The sequence below is a fragment of the Paradesulfitobacterium ferrireducens genome (genome assembly GCF_017310645.1).
GTDB lineage: Bacteria > Bacillota > Desulfitobacteriia > Desulfitobacteriales > Desulfitobacteriaceae > Paradesulfitobacterium > Paradesulfitobacterium ferrireducens.
On record NZ_JAFLRH010000015.1, the window covers coordinates 128,806 to 149,678 of the forward strand.

A 20,873-nucleotide genomic window follows, 5' to 3' on the forward strand; every position below is an offset into this window, starting at 1 on the left:
AGTCACTTTTTAATTTTTGGTTACGGTAATATCACCTGTTGCCGGAACAGTAACCGTGAATGTCTGGGTCGCAGTGGCAGTACCTTTGGTAATCGTCGCCGTTAGGGTTGCCGTCAAGCTCGGATCCGAACCGGTCGGTCGGGTCGTCGTGGTAACTGAAGTAGTGACCGTACCATCCCCTTCTGCAACTCCGGTTCCAGCTTTGGCCCAGGTGATCGTACTGCCACTGGCACCTGTAGCCGGGAGAGCAATCGTGGTAGTAGCTGCTGCAGGATCGGCCGGAGACAAGGTTAATGCCGCCTTATCCGCCTCTACCGCTGCCGCATTGGCCGCGTTAATTTGATCCTGAACGGCGTCAACTCGATCCTGCAAAGCCGTCTTCGTGGCACCGGCCGGCAAATCATTTACCGCGTCTTGGGCCGCATCCACATCCGCTTGTGCCTTGGACTTTTCGGCCTTTTCGACAGCCAGCAGGGCAGCGAGTTCAGTCTCTCCCGCGGTTGTGAGGTCATCGACATCTTCATTGCTGAAGCTTAAGGCGTAGTTGCCGTCGTCATCCTGGATGCCTGCCAAGTCGGCATCATAGCTGACCACGCTGTCACCGGAGAAGAGGTCGTCGTCATCGGCCACCAGCAACACTTTGTTGCTTACTCCGTCCAGATCCGGGTCATACAGGTAAGAGTGGTCGAAGATTCCGTCACCGGTTACCTTAAAGCCGTTGAAACCATTTTTGGCTACGGCCGTAATAGGCTCGGTAAAGGTGACTACGATGTACATACCGTCATCAGACACTTCCACCGTATCCATTTCGGGAGAGATGTCATCCAGGACCACTTCCTTGGCCTTGTCTCCAACGGTTGCGGCTGGTGTCCCCAACACTGATTCGAGCCCTGTTTCGTTTTCGTCAATCTTCAGGTAAACGGTCCGGTCGTTGTATGTTACACCGTTGACCGTCCCGGTAAAGGTGCCGTCATAGTTGAGATCTTTCGAAAGATTGAATGTGACCAGGGAAACATCGTCATCTTCATCGATCTCATGCGCTTTGACAGAGAAGGTAATACCGGTATCTATCTCATTGCTGCCGTCCTCAATGACCAAAGATACTCCCTCGGCATTAACATCATCAAGAATGGTATCAAACTCCACCTCGATTTCATCGGTGGCAATCGCATCAACTTCGGTCACACCGGGGTTGACATCTTCAGTAGCTTTGACACTGGTGACCGCGATATCTTCGCCATTGATAGTGGTCCAAGCAATAGCCTTGTTGCCTGCAGGATCCTCAACCCCTGCAAAAGAAACATAAAGTTGATCCCAGGCAGGGCTGCTCACGCCGTCAAGTGTTCCGTCGCTGAGGTCGATCAGAACATAAGTATTGTCGCGTCCGACCTCAATATCATCGCTGTCATCAAGTCCTTCATAGCCTTTGCCGCCGTTGAAGCTGACCATATAGTTGTCCGGGTCGGCAATTGAGCCGTCACCGCTGGTCGCCATTTCTTCGTTGAAGATAATGGCAATGGTCTTATCACTCTGGAAGTAGTAAACATCCTCGACTTCAGGCGAGGTTTCATCGGTGACTTCGACAGTGGTGCTATACTCGGCCATTTCATTTTCCAAAGGAGAAGTATCTTCGATACTATCAATCGTTATTGTATAATCACCACCGAGTAATTTACCCCATATGCCATCCTCATCTTCTTCCTGGGCTTTGAAAATCACCTCGTCAGTGTCTTCATCATATTCAAAATCATAGAGCTCCAGCTCATCGCCGTCTGCATTTTCCACTTTGTAGTTATCTTCATTTAGCGCCGACGCTTCGAAAGAGTCGTCACCGTCTACGGTATGATTGACTTCCTCGCTGAAGCTCACGGTAAACTCCGTATAGTCAGAGCCATCATCCGTCTCTACACTTTCCACTGTCGGACCGGCGTCATCCAACTCGACAGTGGCCGAGAGTTTGATGATCTCATCGTGGAGCTCGACATCCCAAGAGTCTGTGATCGGGTCATCCTCTTCGTCCAATTGTTCGATGTAGATGGTCACCTTACCGTCAGGAAGCGGATCTTCGGTAAAGTCGATTGTCCATTCACTCTCCCAGTCTTCCGGATCGCATTCCTCCAGATCAAACTCTCCCTCATAGCTGGATGAGGTATGGTAAATATTAATGTTGCCCATATCGTCCACTTTAACCGGCTTATTCCACTTGATTACTACTTCAGTTTGGTCAGCGGATAGCACCTCCGCCGTAATCGGGCTGGTATCAGGCACAACCTCAAAATCTTTGACAACATTTTGCAATTTATAGCCGGCGCCGTCTTCCATTGTTCCTTCTTCATTGAACTCAATAGTGTGCTTGCCGTCCGTGAGATCCGTGCCGAGCTCAAGCTCCACTTGGGGGAGGTTTTCGACCGGCACGACGTCTGCGACAACATAATCACCGTCGTCAATCACATAGTTATCCGGATCAAACATCCCAATTGGGTCACCATATCCTGATGAAGTGTCCGGATCCATGGTAATGGGTTCAGAGAAGGTGATCCTCATTCTCTCATACCCCAAAACCTCAACATTAGTTACCTCTGGGATGGCAGTGTCAGACACTGAGATATCGCCGATCTCAGTTTCAGGCATTTCCTTGCCATCGAGGTCTTTGACACCTTCGATTGTTAATGAAGCTGTGGTTGGGTTATCAAAGGCCGGGGCGACCGTGATAATCACCGTCTTGCCGTCTGTCAGAAGCACTGGGCCGTCGAGGACGTCGTCCCCTTCAAACTCCACGTCATGGACGACATCGATCTCATCGCCGTCATCTTCCACGGTATAGTTGTTATAATCCTCCGCACTGTCGACGTCAACCGGTTTATTGAAAGTTACAGCAAGTTGCGATATATTGATCGCACTGACTGATTCGACAGCCAAATCTTCCGGTGCTTTATATGCGACACTGTCCCTTACCGAATCCGGAACAACACTTGGCCCGCCGAGGGCGATCGTCTGACTGGCAGCCGTCATCTTCTCACCGACTCTGGCGGCAGCTTTCACTTCTTTAGTTGTACCCAGCAAAATCGGGGATTTGGTTTGTCCGGCCAGGGATGAGGCTACCAGCGAGTCAACCAGGTGCGCATCTTCCCCGTTGGCCACGTAAACCTTCTCGTATTGAAGGCTATCCGCAAACTGGGCCATGACTTTGTCGTTGGTTTCAAAACGGTCAAGGCCGGCAATCCGCGCGGCACCCGCAACCGCTCCGTCAGCAACCAGGGTCGGTCCGCCGAGCAAGTAGGCCGGAGCTTTGGCATAAGCCGTTTCTGCCTGCGGCAATTTTCCCGCCGGATCGGCAATCAAGATGGAATAATGATTGGCCGCTGCGTAAGATGCAACCGAAAGGGCATCCGGCAGGGCGCCGTAGCCAACCACAAACGAACCTTGCGGATTTGTCAGTTTGGCTGCGATTTGCGTGGCCGTATCCACCCGGTCGCTTCCTTTGATGGCAGTGGCAGTGATTCCGCTGCCATTCAGTTCAGCAACCACTGTTTGATCAATCGCACCCACGACATACGTTTTTTTAACTTTTAATTTCGCCAGCTCGATTTTAGTTTGGCCGTTTAGTTTGTTGCCTTCCGTTAGTAAAATGGGGGCATTTTCCTGACCGGCGAGCGGAGCCGCTGCCAGGGCATCCACTAAATGCTCATCTTCAGAAGGGGCAATTACAGCCGTTTCCGCACTGCTCCAACCCGCATCCGCAATGGCGATTGCCGTCTCAATCCGCGTCAGGCCGGCTAGCCTTGAACTACCGGCACTTGCCGTCGTTGTTGCAAAAACCTGGATGGGTGCGGTCGATAGCACCATACCGGCCAAAGCCAAAGCAGCAAATACCTTTTTTCTTTTGTTCATGTAATCTTTTCTCCTCTCAGTAACACTTTTTACCGCTGAACATCCTGTCTCTCGTAAACACTGAGCACCCTGTTTCCCTCGATCACATGTCTAATATCACCGCCTTTATGGGATGCTGAATCCTTAGAACATTGCGCCCCACTCATCTCGGGAAAAGTGGTTGCGTTTTAGCTCTATAGTGTTAGTGGTCACTTACTAACATTCTAAGTTAAGGTTAGTCTCTTTGTCAACTCTTTCCGCTTAGCTTGTCATAATTTTTTCACCACGGCTGGGGCAACATGCTGTGATGATGTCCAGGATTTGCTCCCTCATAAGCTCCGAGGTTAAATCGATCGTTTCCTCATCATAGTAAGGGGTAAAGGCTATCGTCAGGATTAAGGACATGATCAAATGAATCACGGCCTGAGAAGACTCTTCATCGATTCCGAATGCGCGCAAATTGCTCTTTAACTGACTGGAGGCATTTTCAAGCGGGTTATATTCCCCGCCCAAATCCGGCTGCAGCTGAGACTCGATAATAGCCATGCGCACCAGTTTCCGTTCCTTCTTCGCAAAAGCAATGAGCTCGTTAAAAAACTCCATCAGGGAATATGGCCACCGCCTTCCGGAGTTCAGGGCTTTTTTCGGAAACCATTCAAATTGGGTTAAGGGACTCACAACAGCTTGGAAGATATCCTGCTTATTGGCAAAGTAGCGAAATAGGGTCATTTCCGAGATTCCGGCCTCGCGGGCAATTTGCATGGTTGTCGTTCCGGAGTAGCCATGAAGGATAAACTGCTCCTTCGCCGTCGCAATCACATGCCGTACTCTTTCCTCTTTATTCCCTCTTTCCGTGTCACTTTTAATCATGAACTCCCCCTCCTGCCTCTGGCTTAAATAAGATAATGCATCAAGTATCATGTTTGTGACTACTAACTAACATTATAGAGGGAGTGTTGTCCGATTTCAAGTTAATATTTTCGCACAAGCTAAAAGCCGGAATGTGTTAACATCCCGGCCATTAAAGTCAGCTATTACTCAAACAAAAAATTAGCAATGTCTTAGGCCTAGGCAAAGACAGGCTCAAGCAAAATCGTCAACCCATCGAGAAGTTCAACCGAAATTTGATCCGGAGTTGAGTAGACAACCGGTTTCCCGTACTGGTTTTGTTTTAGCTTGAAAATCATTACCGTTTTATCATGCGGATTTACAACCCAATATTCCTTGACACCTGCTTTTTCATAAAGGCCCAATTTAATACTTAAATCTTTTTTGGCAGTAGCAGGAGAGATCACCTCAACCACCAGGTCCGGCGAGCCCATACAGCCCCGCTCATCCACCTTGGCGGGATCACATATCACTGCCAGATCAGGTTGTACGACCTGATTAATCAGGTGATCCGGCAGGTTGGGCTCAGTTAGCCTGACATCGAACGGAGCCATGTAGACTTTGCACTCTTTCCCGCTTAACCAGTTGGCGAATTGGCGAAACAATTCACCGAGAACCTCCTGATGCCGGGGAGAAGGAGCCGGGGTCATGTTATAGGCGACCCCATCAATGATTTCCCAACGCTCTGCTTCCGGCCAGGTAAGATAATCCGCGTAACTGTAACGGGTTTGGAACTCCTCGGAACGTGGCGGCATGGCAACTACTCCTTTGCAAAGTCCCCAAATATATTAACCAAAGAATTCATCCTTATTGTACCACAAATTGTCATTTGGCACTATTCTTCAAATACTGAAGGCCCCAGCTTGCGCTCCGGCCTGAGCCCCCTGAATCGCCTTATGAATCGCCTGCGTAACCGGCAAGGGCTTGGCGATCTCAGCCATCCGCTTGCGGGCATCGCGGCGTTCTTCTTTGTCAAAAAGCATCGGAGTCAGCCCGCTGGTATAAACGAGTACAATCAGCATGGTTTGACGCGGGTCGGGCGTTTCCCCCCGCAGCACGAGCGTACGGATATCGGAGATAAGCCCTTTTCTAGGCCGGTCATCCCGCATGGGATAGCGAATGGTTGGGAAAATCCCCAAGACCCGGTGTTCCTCACTGTGGATAATCCCTTTATCCACCAACTCCTCAAGCAGAGCCAGCTTCATGGGTTTGATGCGCCGCCCCAGCTTGCTGACCCAATAATCCCCCGCTCTTACCTTCTTCGAGGAATCAATAGACTGCAATATCTCGTCAAGCAGCGGCAGGCCCGTAAGTGTCCGGTCGAGCACCTCGAGGCGTTTAGGCTCGAGTGCAAGACGCTTGCGCAGCATAAGTTCCATGATTAAAGCTCCCGCTAAAAGATAAGGCAGTTTGTACGAGACCGTCCAGTTGAAGGTGCCTTTCTCATCGTTTAATGCCAAGAGAAGTATTTCTTCAGGCAGACTCAGCACCACGTTCATCACCGCCCTTCCTTTTCTTTCTTCTTTCTTCTTACTTTTTCTTCTTGCCCAGTATTCCTTCTAATCTTCCCTCTACGTTTCCCTCTGCTTCTATTCACTGTCCGAAGTACCTTGTTCCTCCCTCAGATCGTCAGCGGAGCGGGTTTCATCTCCTTCCCGCAGGCGTCCCGTCCGCCGCACGGCCTCGCGCAGCAGGAACTCGATATGGGCATTGACACTGCGAAACTCATCTCCCGCCCAGCGCTCCAACGCTTGGTAAAGCTTCGGATCAAGGCGCAAGGGAAACTGCTTTTTACTTGCCATCAGTACATCCACACCATTCGCATTCCCCACAAATTAGTATATTCTTACTCCTGACTCCTGTCTCCTGACCCCTGTCTCCTGTCTCCTGTCTCCTGTCTCCTGACTACTAACCCCTAGTACACTGTCCCCGTATTAATCACGGGCTGGGCTGAGCGGTCGGAGACAATCGCTACCAGCAGATTGTTAATCATAGCGGCTTTCCGTTCTTCATCCAGCTTGACCACATTTCCCTTTTCCAGACTTTCAATCGCCATTTGCACCATCCCCATGGCCCCATCCACAATGATTTGGCGGGCGGCTAAAATTGCATTGGCTTGCTGGCGCTGAAGCATCGCTCCGGCAATCTCCGTGGAATAAGCGAGATGCGTGAGCCTAGCCTCAGAAACTTCTACTCCTGCCAGGGCAAGGCGCTGCTGCAATTCCGAGGCCAGTTCCTTGGCGACTTCTTCCGCATTTCCACGCAGGGAATAACCTTCCTGCTCAAACAGATCATAGGGGTACTTGCTCGCCACATGGCGAAGCGCGGTCTCGCTTTGAATTTCAACGAACTGCTCATATTTATCCACATCGAAAATCGCCTTGGCTGTATCCACCACTTTAAATACCACCACCGCCGCAATCTCAATCGGATTTCCTTCAACATCGTTTACTTTCAAGGTCTTGCTGTTAAAGTTGCGCACCCGGAGCGATACCCCTTTGCGCGTAGAAAAAGGCACCGTCAGCCACATCCCCGGTTCACGCAGGGTGCCGATATAGCTCCCGAAAAAAACCACCACAAACGCTTTATTGGGCTGCACCACTTTGATCCCGGTCAGAAGAATGAACCCCAGTACCAAGGGCAGTATGCCCCATAAGTTAAGTTTAAGCAGAAGCAGCGTGCCCGAGACAAAGAAGGCAAGCACAAGGATTAAAGCAAGAAAACCGTTTACAGCCCATGCTTTTTGCTCTTTCATAGATAGTAAACCCTCCTTATTTTTGATGAAAAAATATGATGCAAATTAGAAGCCGACTTTTAATACACTTTTGATATTTATATGATATCATTGTTATATCATAATGTAAACAGAAAAACCCGGGTAATTAATCATCCCGAGTTATATATGCAAATTCGTATTTATTTTTATTTAGCATGAGTGGTTACTTAAATAATTCCGCAGGTTCTTCCACATCAGGACAAGTTCTGTAAAGCTCCAAGGGGTCTAAATCTAAGCATTCTGACTCATTATAATTGCCTTTCAAGTCCCAGGCCAAGGTGTTATTTAGAACCCTACATGTTTTTAAGAACTTTTCCTTATCTCTAAGGGGTCCAAAAACACCTTTACCTATCAATTCTTTGGCATCAAATAACTTAACACGCCCATCATCAAAGTAAACATAAACCTGATAATCCTCAGTAGGGATAACCTGGATAACCTCAGGATAATATTCCATACTTTTTTCACCCCTATACAAGTGGCGCAATTTTATTTAATGGTTCTAATGCTCTTGCTAATTCCCAGTTCTGCATAAGCTCATCTCGGTGGATTTCAGTCCATGCCAGAACAAGCCTCAGCTGTCGTTTTGGCAGTCCACCTTCGAGCACTCTACCATGAATAATATCAATTAAAACATGGTTTCCGTTATACTCTGCATGGAAATGCGGCGGAACATGATCCTTCCAATTCATAGTAATTCTTATTCCGTAAAACAAACTTATCTCCGGCATCGCCCCACCCCCAGATTGTTTTGCATACATATTATACCATTGGCGATGCGTGGAGTCACGTAAGAAAATCCTCACAGGGATTAAAACTCGCTGCTACATGGATTTTAGGCAAAGTCTTCCTGAATCGCTTCTTGACATGATTTTGGGGGAAATTTCTGGATGACGTATTCTTTACCTGTGAATACGAATCGCAGAAGGCTCTCTTAACAAACGCAATGCTATTCTAGCCCAAACAGTTCGTCTCTTGTTTCCAGGAAAAATGAAATTTGGTATAAACCGATCACCGCTAAATTTCATCCGTTATTAGACTCCTAATCCAGTTAAGGCTTCGATGACAACAATCTAGCTTAATCATCATCTCTAAAGGATTATTTCCGTCCGGACTCCTTTTAATAAGGTAATTTATCCTTTTAATACACAATTCGTGCAGAACTATGAGCTTTAACTATTTCTATAAGACTCTCGGCTATATCCGGCCGTGACAGCCATACATAATCTACATGCCGTCCGTTTTCGGCCAGCCACCCCTCGATTGTCCAAGGATTTCTGATAATTTCTATCCCTTGCCGTTCTAATATTTCAGCAGCAGAATCATCCGCTTTGCCATCAAAGGGTGCAAATACGACATGCCATCCCGCCTCGGCCAATTGGTGTATATATCGGCTCACGGTAATGCCGACGGCGTAGCGGTCCGAATGCGGTACTGATAGGTCAACGATCAGCACTACCGGCCCCTTATCTCTTTCCTTGCGCAACTGGAACTCATCATCTGTGACCGTAGGATGTTTAGGCAAGGTATCTGCAAAGCGCTTGACGAACTTCGCATGGTTACGCTCAGAAAGTTGATCACGCATCTCTGCCCCATAGGAAGCGCTTCCTAAGTGCACAACTTTACTCCTCGGTTCGCAGATTACTTTTAATCCCTGTGCCTGAACCCGAAAAGCAAAATCAAATTCCTCATAGAAAGCCGGCGCATACACCGGATCAAATCCGCCCAAGTCTACGAAAATTTTTTTGGATACGAAAAAACAAGCACCCGTTACACAGTCCACTATCCGCCTATAAGTATAAGCTCCGTTACGCGGATCCCCGCCGCGGCCGATCGGATACCCCCAGCCATTTTGCAGGATGCGCCAGCCGGAATCCTGAATGCTTCCATCCGGGTTCAGCAGCATGCTTCCAATAACTGCTGCCTTGGAAGTTTCCTCAAAGGCCTCGACTAAAGATCTCAACCACCCTTTCGTGACCATGGTATCACTATTTAAGAAACACAAATAACGGCCTCGTGCCCTACCGGCTCCGCGGTTACACGTCAAAAGAAACCCAAGATTTTCACGGTTGAAAAGCTTAACCAGTCCGCCGCTGTCTGGAATAGCATGAGTAACCGGTTCTGAAGGACAGTCATCAACCAAGATAACCTCTAAGGCCGGCTCGGTTTCTATAAAGGCTGCGAGTGAACGCAAGCAATTATGCAGATCATCGAGCCCGCGATATACGGGTATAATGACTGATACGACCGGCTCATCGACATAGGGAAAGGAGATTGGCTGCCCCCGGAACTCGTCTAATAAACTATCCTTATACCCATGACCCTCGAAAAGCGGGCCAGCATTTTTATATGCAAATTCTAGTAATCGATTTTTGGCGGCTGGGGACAATGGTAAGCGCAAGTAAATGGTGCGCCCCCAACGCTTAACATGGGGGCGCATGCTGTCTGCAATAGTGCCCAAAGCCCATTCACCACGTAGGATTCGAGAGGCGAACCGCAATGCCTGTGTTAGTTTCCAGGAACGAGACTGACTCAACTTCATTTGTTCAGCCATTTTATTCACAACGCTCCATGAAGCATCCATTTAGCATATCTAAACGGTTAGCGGGAAGAGTTACAGGATCATAATTCATTGTTTTTTTCAGCTGAACAATGAACTCACAGCCTACCGTTGGGAAGAATGACTGAACTAATATATTTTTTAAAAACCCAAGCACGCGTATATCTTCCAGGATAAGCCGAAATGAGGAAGGCGTGAAACACCAGTTATGAACGTCAAAATATTCATTAATAGCCAGCGCTTTTTCGAACATGAACTTAGCCTCATCTCTGCTATGAATCAATGTAAATATTCCCTGATGTCCGCTGCCCCATGAGACTGTATCGCCCTTACGGACTATCATCGAAAAATGATCCCATATTGCCCCAGGAGTATGCCTTTTCCGCTGCTCCAGATGAGCTTGTATCACATCTCCGGGCGTACTGACCGAACGAAAAATGTCGAAACAATATCTATGATCCGGAATGGCAAGCGCTAGAATACCTCCAGGTTTCAGCATCTGCTCACATTGCTGAAGGAATGCGATTAAATCAGGGGTGTGTTCGATCACATGAGACGCAATAATCCAATCATAGTAATCTGTCTTTCCGGTTAGCTCGTTCAACGGTTCTCCGGACCAAACATAATCAACATCCTCTATATTTTCAATTTCGACCTCTTGCCTTTTATATTTCTCCCGCAAGGTTTCCGCATCGGCATGATCAATAACTTCCACCCGAAAACCGGCTTTCTTGGAGACAACAGGGGAGTAAGATGCCCCGATTTCCAACCCGATACCTGTCAAATTCAGACCATATAGAAGCTTTTCGTTTCGTGTCCGATTTGGATTCGGTGCGTTTGGATTCGGCGCGTTTTGAGTTAACTGTGAAAACAATTCGGCTGCTGCTTTATGACTTTCATCAGCCTTAGACAATAGATTGCGGATGGAAACAGCCCAGTTCGATGCCGAATGAGCAAGCATTCTTTGGGTCCAAACCTCTTTATGGACATTCCGTCCGAGCCTTAGTCTAAGATCCCGGTCCGAAATCAGCCGCTCAAGGCAATCCTCCCATTCCTCTGCTGTTCCGGCCAGCAAGCCGTTTTCCATATGTTTGACCGTATCTTGATAGACCGGCATAGCCGAGAATATCCCCGGAATTCCTTGCACTCCATAATCTAAAAATTTGATATCGGATTTAGATCTTGTAAAAACCGAGTCAATTAACGGTGCAATTCCAAAATCCCAGCGTAAATTCTTCTGCGTCCAATCAGTGAACTTGTCATAAGAAACCATGTTTGACGGAACTTGTTTAATTCTAACGGGGAGATCCCGAAAAACAGTTTCGATGATCTTATGGTCGCCGACACCAACAATTTCAAAACTAACGTGGTTTTTGTGCCGCGCTAAAACACGGCGCAGCGGGCCCACAATAGAGATTAAGTCCTCTAAATGGGTTAGAGTACCCATATAGCCGAAAACCAATCGGTCCACGGGAGCTGGTTCACGGAATTCCCTTGAAGGTTCAAACAAGCGCTCATCCAAGGCATTAGGGACGATTTCGATATTATAGTTAAGGCGGTTCAACCGGTTCGCAAGATTTTGGGTCGAAGTAATCAGTCCATCAGCCGATTTGATCATCCAGCGCAGCCACATTTTTTGTTGCATCGTTGGTGAGCTGCTCTCACCGGACTCAGAATTCAGACTAAGGAGATCATCATCAATCTCGAATATAACCCGAATATTTTTCTGACGCAGCCGTTCTAACAAAGCACCGTGTTGCTCCAAATTACCGGAATAATCCCAGAAGCGCTCGATGATTACAACATCCACAGGATCGTTGGGCATTTCCAAACCGGAACTTAATACGATATCTGACTGCAAAGCAGGGTGAGATAGCGGCCGTAAAAGGCGGATTTCACCACAACCATGCGGCAGGCCACCAAAAGAACTCTCATAGAGTACATGCACACGAAGAGCACGATGACTCATTGATACTTACTCCTATCCTTCAAGCTTAATTCACTTCAGTAAATAGATAAGCCAGCATTCGGTATACCGGCAAGATGGGGGAATGCTTGAGAATGTCAAAGGCAGCCAGGCGCATTCGTTGTCTTAATTCAGGATTTTCAATCAAGCGGGCCACCGCGGAAAAGATTTGATCTTCCTGCTGAGTATCAATGAGCAGCCCGGTATGCTCATTCTCGACGATTTCAGTTAAGCCGCCGTTTAAAGGCCCTACCACGACTGCGCCGCAAGCCATGGACTCCATGGCTGTCAGCCCCATAGCCTGGAAGACGGAGCAGTCAACAAATATATCCGATTCGATCAATACATCTTTTACCTGTTCTGCGGTTAATTCACCCAGACATTGATGTTCGAAAGCACGCTCCAGTACCAGAAAATTATGATCATGGCACCGAACCCCGAAGATAGAAATTTCAATCCGGTTCTGGAATTGCTGCTTGAGCCGCCGCAACACCCGCAGGGTCATCTCCGGGGCCCGTCTGGGCGTACTTGGTCTGACCATGGCCGCAATCCGTACGGGATAAAGGCTGCCACGATAGTCCGCTGCAGGATGATAAGCCTTAATATCAAAGCTCGGGCCGATTATCTCAGGCATTAAGCCCAGCCTTTCTTGCATAACCGAAAAGTTCCAGCGGGTTTTGGTGAATAGCCGAATGTCTGGGATAGCCGTATAACTCAACCAAGCCTTCTCATATTCGGGCGAACCCTCCGGAAAAAAATCAGGCTCGAAATCCTGAATGTAATAACCCAGCCGGGGCCGTTGTTCCCGCGCCAGCAACGGTTGCAGCCAAAATACCGTAAGATAAAGGGTGGCAATCACGGCATCAAAATGAGGCGCAAACTCCAGCAGTTCCTCAGGCGTATGCAAATATAAGACAGGAACTTTCAAATCTGGGTGATGCTCTTCAAAGAGATCACGATTCCCGGCTAAGTTCGCTATCCAGGCATCGACACCGCACGCGCGCATCGCAGCACATTCCAGCAGCACGATATTCCCGCCTCCGCCTGCAGTTCCGGCCGGCAAGAGAAATAGAACCCTCTTCCCTTCAAAACGGTTGGATATTTCATCCCGTAACCGTTTTAGGCGGGGGATCTGCTCGCACCGCTTACGGATATACTCCAGCGCCGGGTGATCACGAGTCATCTTGAGTTGAGTATCAATGCGCTTTTGTCCATGTTTGGCAGCCAGCGCATCCCCCGAAAGATTTGCCAGCTCTTTACGGAGTTCATGAGAGTAGCTTTTAGACTGGGCATGATATACATAACAGTCATCCGCTACGGCCAATTGCCAATTCCTCTGGAAAGCGCGCAGGCAGTAATCGTTTTCCTCACCATAACCACGGGCGAAAGTCATCTCGTCAAACAACCCGATATCCTTAATAACTCCCCGCTTGATCAATAGGCAAAAACCGTTGAGAAAGCCTACGCGGGGGAAAATACAATTTGAGACGCTTGCGACCTCATTCGAGAAATCCTTAACACTCCAACCATCCGGGAGGGAGTTATCCGCCCAATCGCCCTGAGCATTAAAAATCTCTGGTACGGACTGCCAAGAAGCTGTATTACTTAAGGGACCGACCAGCCCAATGCGCTCATCGGACAAAGCACACCGAACCAAGCGGTCCAGCCATCTTGGTGGAACGATCGTATCGCTATTCAGCAAGACCACCATTTCAGCACTCGAGTGGCGGAGGCCGGTATTGGCTGCCCTGGTATAGCCTATAGCCTTTTCATTTCTGATCAGCAGGGCAGGCTGCCCTACGACAAAGTTTTCCAGAAACTCCTTGGTTTCATTATCACTTCCGTCATCGATAATAATCAGCCGGTATGGGGGGAAGGTATGGGCCACTACGGATTCAAGGCAGCGTTTCACATCCTCTAAAGCGTTATGCACACAAACAATCAGATCAACGTTCACCTGATGGTTAGGAAGTTCATTCGAATGATGTTTATGAGATCCTGCGCTCCTTTGAGGAAAATTTGGGTTCAAGCGGGACTTCCCGGATTCTTTAGTTGGCGTGCAGCGAAAACGGCGCCTAAGTCCTTCAAGTCCTTCTTGCCGAAAGATCACCACTGCTTTGGCTGCCGCAGGTTTAACTCCCCCCGCCTGGCGGATTTTCCGGGGCACAGCCCGGGAAACCCGTAAAACCCTCCTGATCTGAAGCCCTCCCCACCTTAGAGGCGCAGTTAATTTCCAACTGCGGGAAGAGAGCAAAGCATTAAGTATCCGCTCCCGCTCAGCTGCGATTCGATTGAGGCCGGCGATCTGCCGGTCCCGCTCACCCACCGCCTGGTTGAAGCCGGCAATCTGGGCATCCCGCTCTGCTACTGCCTGGCTGAAGCCGGCGATCCAGGCATCCCGCTCGGCCACTGCCTGGCTGAAACCGGCGATCTGGGCATCCCGGTCTGTTAAAGCCTGGCTGAGGCTGATTAAGCCAGAATCTAAACGGCCTAACCACCGCCAAATGTCAGACAGGGCTTGCCCGGTGACAAGGGATTGAAGCCGTGCTTCCATATCGATCCAACTTGAAACTTCGGCTTCTGTTGTAAAGAGTTGCACAACCCTGCAAAGCACCTGAACCACTTCAGAGACACTTTTGATTGAATTTCCCGGTGCAAGGCCCACCGTAAGGGAATATAGGACTCCTCGGGTGATAACCCAGCCGAGAGGGATATCACGGTCTGTCCGCCATTCATCGTCGATAAAGACGAACCCCTGACCGGTTTCAATTAAATTGAAAGGAGTGCAATCTAAATATTTTCCTGAAATAACCCAGTTTTTTAAATTATAACGTTCATCTTCCCCAATTCCATGCGGCTTGTGCGCTCCTTCAGAGCGCGCAAATTGAAACAAATAGCTAACCCAGGGGCGCAGCTCAGCAACCACTTGATCCAGGGTACCTTTGTTGGCCCGGACCGCCAGCAAGCGCCAAAGCAGCAGCCGCCCGGAATAATAGGTGGATACGGTTGGGACATTTAAGATATTCAAACCGTCTTGCAATTGGCGCTGACGAGGCCTTTCCGGAAAAACCGGTTCTTTTACAATCCGGATCACATCATCTGACCGATAAAAGCTCGTTACGGCTGAAAATTCCGGAACCCTGTTTACGGCGAAGGTCATCGCCAGCCTGCCCGCACTATACGGATGAGCATCCGGAAACGTCGCTACGACCAAAAAGGAGTTGGCAAACTCCGCCAATAGTCCGTTCGCGCTCAACGTAGAAAATACAAGGGCTTCATCAAAAAGCCGGTACGGCGATCCCGAATAATCCCGGGCATGCGACCTAATAATCAATTCCACCGCATTGAATTGTGGATCTTTTAAGGCATCGTCGGAAAGAACAACCGAAGGAAGCTTATAATCCGGGAAAGGGTAATAAAAATAACACGGTCTAAGACCGGAGCCTATAAGCTTCTGGATCAATTCCCTGCGCCCGAAAGTGCGAGGAGCTTTTGCGCCATAAAGATCCTGGATGCCAAGAAAGGGTACATTCAAATGGTCTTCACTGCAGCCGTTAAAGTATTTTAGGCCAAGCTTATTTTCAATGGCAATGACAAGCTTACCGTCTTGCGCCAAGAAGCGGGTCACGGTGCGTAAATAATGGTCTACCGGTTCGATAGCGTCTGAAAAAACCGGTGCGTATTCAAGCACCCCGGCCAGTAAAACCCAATCAAAGCGCGCCTCCGTTTCAAAGCGCAGCAGGTCATCCACCACTACCTGAACGTTTGCCAGGTCACGGCAACGTTCGGCGGCAATGCGGGCGCGGGCGATACTCCCTTCGACGGCCATAACGTCTGCCCCGATTTCCCCCAAATAACGTGTAAGCGCCCCACAGCCGCATCCCAATTCCAGGACCCTTTCGCCCGGCTTGATTCCGAGCGGCCTGATCAGGCAGTGGCGGGATCGGCTGAGATGGTATTCCGACGGCCAATCCGTAATCCCTTTGCTTAACTCGGGTGAGAAAGTACTTCGGTCTTGGGCATTGCGGATAATGCTAAAGAGGCGTTCTTCAACTTCGGTCCCGTCGGAATAAGCGAATGGCTCCACTTCGCTCCGGCGAAAAAGATATAGTTCTTCATCCCAAATATATGTCATTACGCTAAATGTCACCTCAACCAATCTCTCAAACTAACCGCTATTTTTGTATAAGATAATAAACACTGCCTCGATCTTCAGGCCTCTCGTTTCCTTCAAGCTCATTAAAATGGAAATCGATGATTTTCCAGGGAAGCCTTCTGATCATCGCATCAAAAGACTGTCTGCTGAACCTATTCCCCCATGTCCATCCCGGTGCGGGGGACTCGAAGTAATTTTCATCATCTGTTGCCAGGGTGACTGCACTTTGCACAATTAAGAATTTCTTGGCCATCCGGTAAGATAAGTCCAAGATTTGCAAAGGATTTTCGACATGGTAAAGCCCCCCCACGTTGGCTACAATATCTGTCGGCTCAAATCTTGAACTAGGCGTTATTTCTTCTTTCCTGAATTCTACCTGTTTGAGATTTAGCCGCTCGGCAATTAGTTTAGCCTTACTGAAGTATCCATCTCTGTCATTATCGATTCCGATACTTCTATGGCATCCAAGCCATGCCGCTGTCATCGCATAAAAACCGTCTGCACAAAATAGTTCCGTAAAAGAAACCGGATCAGAGACACTGCTTTTTGACTTGGCGATAGCATAGGCAATATAGGCAAGCAGAATCGGTTCTTTAGCTTTCTGGTTCAGCTCATAGATACCCGGCAATTGCTCATTATCCACGCCAAATAGCGAATATTTGTGATATAGCGGACCTAAATCATCAAGAAAATTCTTCTTGCTTTTTCTCATTAACTGCAACAATTAAGCACACCTTCCCGCTCCGGCTCAATCTCTACCTCCATTGAGAAATCCGCCAGGCCAATCGCCTTAGATATACGATTATCCACGAGCACACAAACTGCATCGTAACGCCGGTCGAGGGGTATGATTTCGCCGTCCTGATCCTTGGCCACCCCAAAAGAAAGCAGGTATTCGCCACTTCCCAGATGCTGATCACGCAAGGTAAACCTGACTTTATATTCGTCCCCTCGGTCAGCCGGTAAATGCAGTGGTCCATGGGCAAAATCACGCGAATTCGAACCATATACGGTAATACCATCAGGAGTTTTTACGATGAGTCCATAGATGGGGAACTCTACCCGGCAATGAAACTTGACCCAGATGGTAACAATAACCGGGTGCCCAGTTTCAATACGGTTGGTATGTAAGCGGCCGCCTGAAGTAACACAGAAATCAACTATTTCTGCCTCGCCGTTTCCCCACCGGTATTCATAAGGATTGTATCCGGCTCTGGTTTCAAATTGATCTTTTTCACTCCGGTAAGCGCCTAATGTATCATTGGCAATACTTTGAGCGCCACTAAATAGCTTATTATTTTCCATCCGGATATCTAAGGGAGGCTTTTTTTCACCATCCACGCCGAATAGCATATCCATGTATAAATTAACGACTTCACGTGCCTGTCCTATTTTAATAATCTGTCCATGATCGAGAACGATGGCCTTGTCACAATGTCGAACCACCTGTTCAGTTGAGTGGGTTACAAACAAAATCGTCGTTCCTCGCTGAACAAGCTCGTCAAAGCGGCGGAAGCATTTTGCCTGAAATTTGGCATCTCCTACGGCTAATGCCTCATCCACGATGAGAATATCCGGGTCTATACAGGCGGAAACTGCAAAAGCCAAGCGCACGTACATCCCGCTCGAGTACATCTTAACCGGTTGGTCGATAAATTCCCCGATGTCCGCGAAAGTGACAATTTCCTCAAAACGGGCATCCATTTCCTCTTTGCTTAAACCTAAAACTGCGCCGTTCATATATACATTCTCACGCCCCGTGAACTCAGGGTTAAAACCTGATCCAAGTTCCAACAGGGCTGCAACCCGGCCGTTAGTTTCCACAGTACCGCCGGTCGGGGTCAGCGTACCGCAGATGATCTGCAGCAGGGTGGATTTGCCCGAGCCATTTCGGCCAATAATGCCTACTGTTTCTCCTTTTTCGACCTCAAATGAGACATCACGAAGCGCCCAAAACTCATGAAAATAACTCTTCGGCTGGCCGCCCAAAAAGTGCTTGATACGCGGAATAAGCGACTGCTTAAGCCGGTCCTGCGGCCGGTCATAAATTGTATAACATTTGGAAAGGCTGCTAACCCGGATGGCAATATCTTTAGAGGACATCCGCGAACCCCTTTCGTGTTTTCTGGAACCACCAAAAACCAGCGGCGGCTATAGCCAGGCCCGCCAACAAAGCCAGACTTAAGGATGTCCAGTCGGGGAAGTTTCCTAAGATCAAAACCTTGCGGCTTTCTTCGATAATGAGCGTCAGCGGGTTTAACTGCAGCCAAACCCGGTATTTCTGCGGCAACGCCGACACCGGATAGAACACGGGGGATAAGAACATGAGAATTGTTGTAAATAAACCCGTAAGCTGACCAATGTCGCGCACGTAAACCCCCAGAGACGCCAGAAACCAGCCGAAACCTATACTGGCAAAAACAAGGGGCAGCAGCACCAGCGGAAAAAGCACACTGGTCCAAGGAAATGACTGTTTAATAATCAGCTGAGCCAGGAGCAAAACTGTCATACTCACCAAGCTATAAAAGATCGCCGATCCCAGGGCCGTCCACGGGAGTATTTCGAGCGGAAAAACCACCTTTTTTACATAATTGACATTTGCAATGATCAATCCCGGTGCCCGGTTCACGATATCAGCAAACAGAGTATGTACGATGATCCCTACAAAAAGAATAATGGCAAATTCGCCCTTACTTTCTTCCCCGCCCGCACCCCATCGAGCTTTGAACACTACGGAAAAAACAAAGGTGTAAACGACAAGCATCAGCAAAGGGTTAAAAAAAGACCAGGCTAGACCCATGACCGAGCCGCGGTAGCGGCCCAGTATTTCACGCCGGGTCATTTGCAAAATAAGCTCGCGGTTACGCCAGAAGCTTTGAAACATCGCTGCGGGTGTAGCGGAATAAACCATTCTGGAATTCATAGAAACGCCCCTGTTAACGCTTTTACCACTTTATTCTTTACTTTCCGGGTCGAGTTTAAACCCCTTGAAAATCAAAAAAGAGCAACCCAAGTCTTTGGATTGCCCTTCTTTGTTTTCCTATACTTTTCAGCTTCCATTGAGATTTATCAACGCTACCTTTAAGCCTTCCACCGTGATCTTTTCCAAGATTAGAATCACCTGATATACATGTTTAATCCTTACGCCTTCAGTGAAATAGCCCTGCTCCGTTTCCCGCTTCCCAGCGTCTGACGCACCGGCTCCGAGAGCGCCCGACCGTATTGGATAAAGGCCGTAAGTATCCCGGCCCGCTCCGTATTTCCGACCAGGACAAATCCCTTCAAGAGCTCTCCCTGCCAGACCAAGCGCTGGTAGTTTGGGCGGCCCCAAGCGTCACGCAGGCGCAGCTCCTCAACCCGCCAAGCAGGCGAGGTAGGCGAGGTGGGCAAGATGGGCGAGGCGGGCGAACTCGGATTAAGGTCGTTCTCGCTCACGGGAGATTTCGGCGGCCGGACGATCCCAGCGGAAATCGTGCGCAGGCCAAAGAAGTCGACCGAATTCATGCCCATGGCTCCGGGATAGGTTAGATGAAGTCCGGCCATATTGGCACCGGCGATCCGTCCCTGCATGGTGGCATTGGGCCAGATCGGGTTCAGGCGCTGGGTTTGATGAAGGCGGTCCCAGGCTTCAGCCACATCTCCGGCCGCATACACATCCGGGAGATTGGTTTCCAGGCGTTCATTGACCAGGATGCCCTGACGGGTCGCCAAACCGGAATCTAAGAAGGGCTGGATGTTGGGGCGCACCCCTTTGCCCACAATCACGAGATCAGCGGGCAAAAGTTTCCCGTTACGCAAGCGTACAGCTTCTATCCGGCTGCCCCCTTTTATTTCATTCTCTGCAATTAAGTTCTCCCAAATTTTCTCTCCTGACTCCTGCTCCGTTCGGCCGAAGAATTTGTCTTGAGTTTGGCCGAACGGCGAAAGTCTCCACCGGAGACTTTCGTTCCTGAATCCTGACTCCTGAATTTCCGCTACATCCTGATGAAGCACAATCTCCAGGCCATGCCTCTCCAAATGCTCCTGTATCAGTTTGGCTGCTTCCTCATTCAGCATCTGGGACAGAATCTGACCCGAAGACACGATCAGACTGACCTTAAGCCCCTGCTTAAGCAGAGCATAGGCAGATTTGAGGCTGACCAGGCCGCCGCCGATGATGACAGCCCGCCGCCCGGGAGCCAATCTGGCTTTGATCCGCTGCGCATCCTCCAAATTCCTCAGGGTAAAGACTCCGGGAAGCGTGGAACCGGGAACATCGAGGGGGACTGCCGAAGCCCCGGTGGCAATCAGACATTTGTCATATGGAACTCGCTCGCCTGCAGCGGTTAAAATGACCCGCTCCGTAGGGTCAAGCCCTGTCACTGTGCAGCCATAGCGAATATTAAGGTGAAGTGCCTCCAGGGTCTCAGCCGAGCGCAAGAACAGTCCCTCTTCCGGGATGTCCCCGGCCAAATAATAGGTTGTCAGGCAGCGGGAATAGGACGGGTAAGAATCCGCCGTCAGAACGGTAATCTCAGCGCCGGAATCCTGCTCCCGGATTGCTTCGGCGGCGAAAAGGCCTGCGGCACTGTTTCCCACCACAATATATTTCACCAGCGACTCCCCCTATCCTTAGTTCCTTAGTTCCTTAGTTCCTTAGTTCCTTAGTTCTTTTATG

General features: G+C 49.1%; 15 protein-coding genes. All 15 read right to left on the minus strand.

Annotated elements, in window-relative coordinates:
- Window positions 1-9: 9 nt before the first annotated feature.
- Window positions 10-3,891, minus strand: a complete 3,882-nt coding sequence (locus J0X21_RS04925) for a cell wall-binding repeat-containing protein (RefSeq protein ID WP_206811072.1) — start codon at window positions 3,889-3,891, stop codon at window positions 10-12.
- A 240-nt stretch (window positions 3,892-4,131) separates the two neighbouring features.
- Complete coding sequence (locus J0X21_RS04930; RefSeq protein WP_206811073.1) at window positions 4,132-4,740, minus strand: TetR/AcrR family transcriptional regulator; 609 nt, start codon at window positions 4,738-4,740, stop codon at window positions 4,132-4,134.
- 197 nt (window positions 4,741-4,937) lie between these two features.
- Window positions 4,938-5,513 carry a Uma2 family endonuclease gene (locus tag J0X21_RS04935; protein WP_206811074.1) on the minus strand — a complete coding sequence of 192 codons (576 nt, stop codon included), beginning with the start codon at window positions 5,511-5,513 and terminating at the stop codon, window positions 4,938-4,940.
- Between the two features lie 87 nt (window positions 5,514-5,600).
- On the minus strand, window positions 5,601-6,257 hold the full coding sequence (locus J0X21_RS04940; protein ID WP_206811075.1) for a GOLPH3/VPS74 family protein: 657 nt from the start codon (window positions 6,255-6,257) through the stop codon (window positions 5,601-5,603).
- Between the two features lie 90 nt (window positions 6,258-6,347).
- Window positions 6,348-6,560: a hypothetical protein gene (locus tag J0X21_RS04945; protein ID WP_236006075.1), complete on the minus strand. Its 213-nt coding sequence runs from the start codon at window positions 6,558-6,560 to the stop codon at window positions 6,348-6,350.
- A 113-nt stretch (window positions 6,561-6,673) separates the two neighbouring features.
- Window positions 6,674-7,513, minus strand: coding sequence for an SPFH domain-containing protein (locus tag J0X21_RS04950; RefSeq protein ID WP_206811076.1), 840 nt, complete (start codon window positions 7,511-7,513; stop codon window positions 6,674-6,676).
- A gap of 184 nt (window positions 7,514-7,697) precedes the next feature.
- Window positions 7,698-7,991: a DUF2442 domain-containing protein gene (locus J0X21_RS04955; protein ID WP_206811077.1), complete on the minus strand. Its 294-nt coding sequence runs from the start codon at window positions 7,989-7,991 to the stop codon at window positions 7,698-7,700.
- Between the two features lie 13 nt (window positions 7,992-8,004).
- A complete protein-coding gene (locus J0X21_RS04960; RefSeq protein WP_206811078.1) occupies window positions 8,005-8,265 on the minus strand; it encodes a DUF4160 domain-containing protein in 261 nt (86 codons plus the stop codon).
- A 410-nt stretch (window positions 8,266-8,675) separates the two neighbouring features.
- Window positions 8,676-9,995, minus strand: a complete 1,320-nt coding sequence (locus J0X21_RS04965) for a glycosyltransferase family 2 protein (protein WP_206811079.1) — start codon at window positions 9,993-9,995, stop codon at window positions 8,676-8,678.
- Between the two features lie 94 nt (window positions 9,996-10,089).
- On the minus strand, window positions 10,090-12,063 hold the full coding sequence (locus tag J0X21_RS04970) for a methyltransferase domain-containing protein (protein ID WP_206811080.1): 1,974 nt from the start codon (window positions 12,061-12,063) through the stop codon (window positions 10,090-10,092).
- Between the two features lie 25 nt (window positions 12,064-12,088).
- A complete protein-coding gene (locus J0X21_RS04975; protein WP_206811081.1) occupies window positions 12,089-16,195 on the minus strand; it encodes a glycosyltransferase in 4,107 nt (1,368 codons plus the stop codon).
- Between the two features lie 40 nt (window positions 16,196-16,235).
- The gene (locus J0X21_RS04980; protein ID WP_206811082.1) at window positions 16,236-16,940 is read right to left on the minus strand and encodes a class I SAM-dependent methyltransferase; all 705 of its coding nucleotides are present in this window, start codon (window positions 16,938-16,940) and stop codon (window positions 16,236-16,238) included.
- Window positions 16,928-18,319: an ABC transporter ATP-binding protein gene (locus tag J0X21_RS04985; RefSeq protein WP_206811083.1), complete on the minus strand. Its 1,392-nt coding sequence runs from the start codon at window positions 18,317-18,319 to the stop codon at window positions 16,928-16,930. The genes J0X21_RS04980 and J0X21_RS04985 overlap by 13 nt, the downstream gene beginning before the upstream one ends.
- Window positions 18,309-19,139: an ABC transporter permease gene (locus tag J0X21_RS04990; RefSeq protein ID WP_206811084.1), complete on the minus strand. Its 831-nt coding sequence runs from the start codon at window positions 19,137-19,139 to the stop codon at window positions 18,309-18,311. Before J0X21_RS04990 ends, J0X21_RS04985 begins: the two co-directional genes overlap by 11 nt.
- A 218-nt stretch (window positions 19,140-19,357) precedes the next feature.
- A complete protein-coding gene (locus tag J0X21_RS15605; protein WP_206811085.1) occupies window positions 19,358-20,809 on the minus strand; it encodes an NAD(P)/FAD-dependent oxidoreductase in 1,452 nt (483 codons plus the stop codon).
- Window positions 20,810-20,873: the final 64 nt, after the last annotated feature.

Bases quoted from the DNA above. Each gene is read 5' to 3' on its own strand.
- J0X21_RS04955 (WP_206811077.1), bottom strand. From the start codon at position 7,991: ATGGAATATTATCCTGAGGTTATCCAGGTTATCCCTACTGAGGATTAT.
- J0X21_RS04960 (WP_206811078.1), bottom strand. From the start codon at position 8,265: ATGCCGGAGATAAGTTTGTTTTACGGAATAAGAATTACTATGAATTGG.
- J0X21_RS04930 (WP_206811073.1), bottom strand. From the start codon at position 4,740: ATGATTAAAAGTGACACGGAAAGAGGGAATAAAGAGGAAAGAGTACGG.
- J0X21_RS04925 (WP_206811072.1), bottom strand. From the start codon at position 3,891: ATGAACAAAAGAAAAAAGGTATTTGCTGCTTTGGCTTTGGCCGGTATG.
- J0X21_RS04950 (WP_206811076.1), bottom strand. From the start codon at position 7,513: ATGAAAGAGCAAAAAGCATGGGCTGTAAACGGTTTTCTTGCTTTAATC.
- J0X21_RS04970 (WP_206811080.1), bottom strand. From the start codon at position 12,063: ATGAGTCATCGTGCTCTTCGTGTGCATGTACTCTATGAGAGTTCTTTT.
- J0X21_RS04985 (WP_206811083.1), bottom strand. From the start codon at position 18,319: ATGTCCTCTAAAGATATTGCCATCCGGGTTAGCAGCCTTTCCAAATGT.
- J0X21_RS04935 (WP_206811074.1), bottom strand. From the start codon at position 5,513: ATGCCGCCACGTTCCGAGGAGTTCCAAACCCGTTACAGTTACGCGGAT.
- J0X21_RS04940 (WP_206811075.1), bottom strand. From the start codon at position 6,257: ATGAACGTGGTGCTGAGTCTGCCTGAAGAAATACTTCTCTTGGCATTA.
- J0X21_RS04975 (WP_206811081.1), bottom strand. From the start codon at position 16,195: ATGACATATATTTGGGATGAAGAACTATATCTTTTTCGCCGGAGCGAA.
- J0X21_RS04990 (WP_206811084.1), bottom strand. From the start codon at position 19,139: ATGAATTCCAGAATGGTTTATTCCGCTACACCCGCAGCGATGTTTCAA.
- J0X21_RS04945 (WP_236006075.1), bottom strand. From the start codon at position 6,560: ATGGCAAGTAAAAAGCAGTTTCCCTTGCGCCTTGATCCGAAGCTTTAC.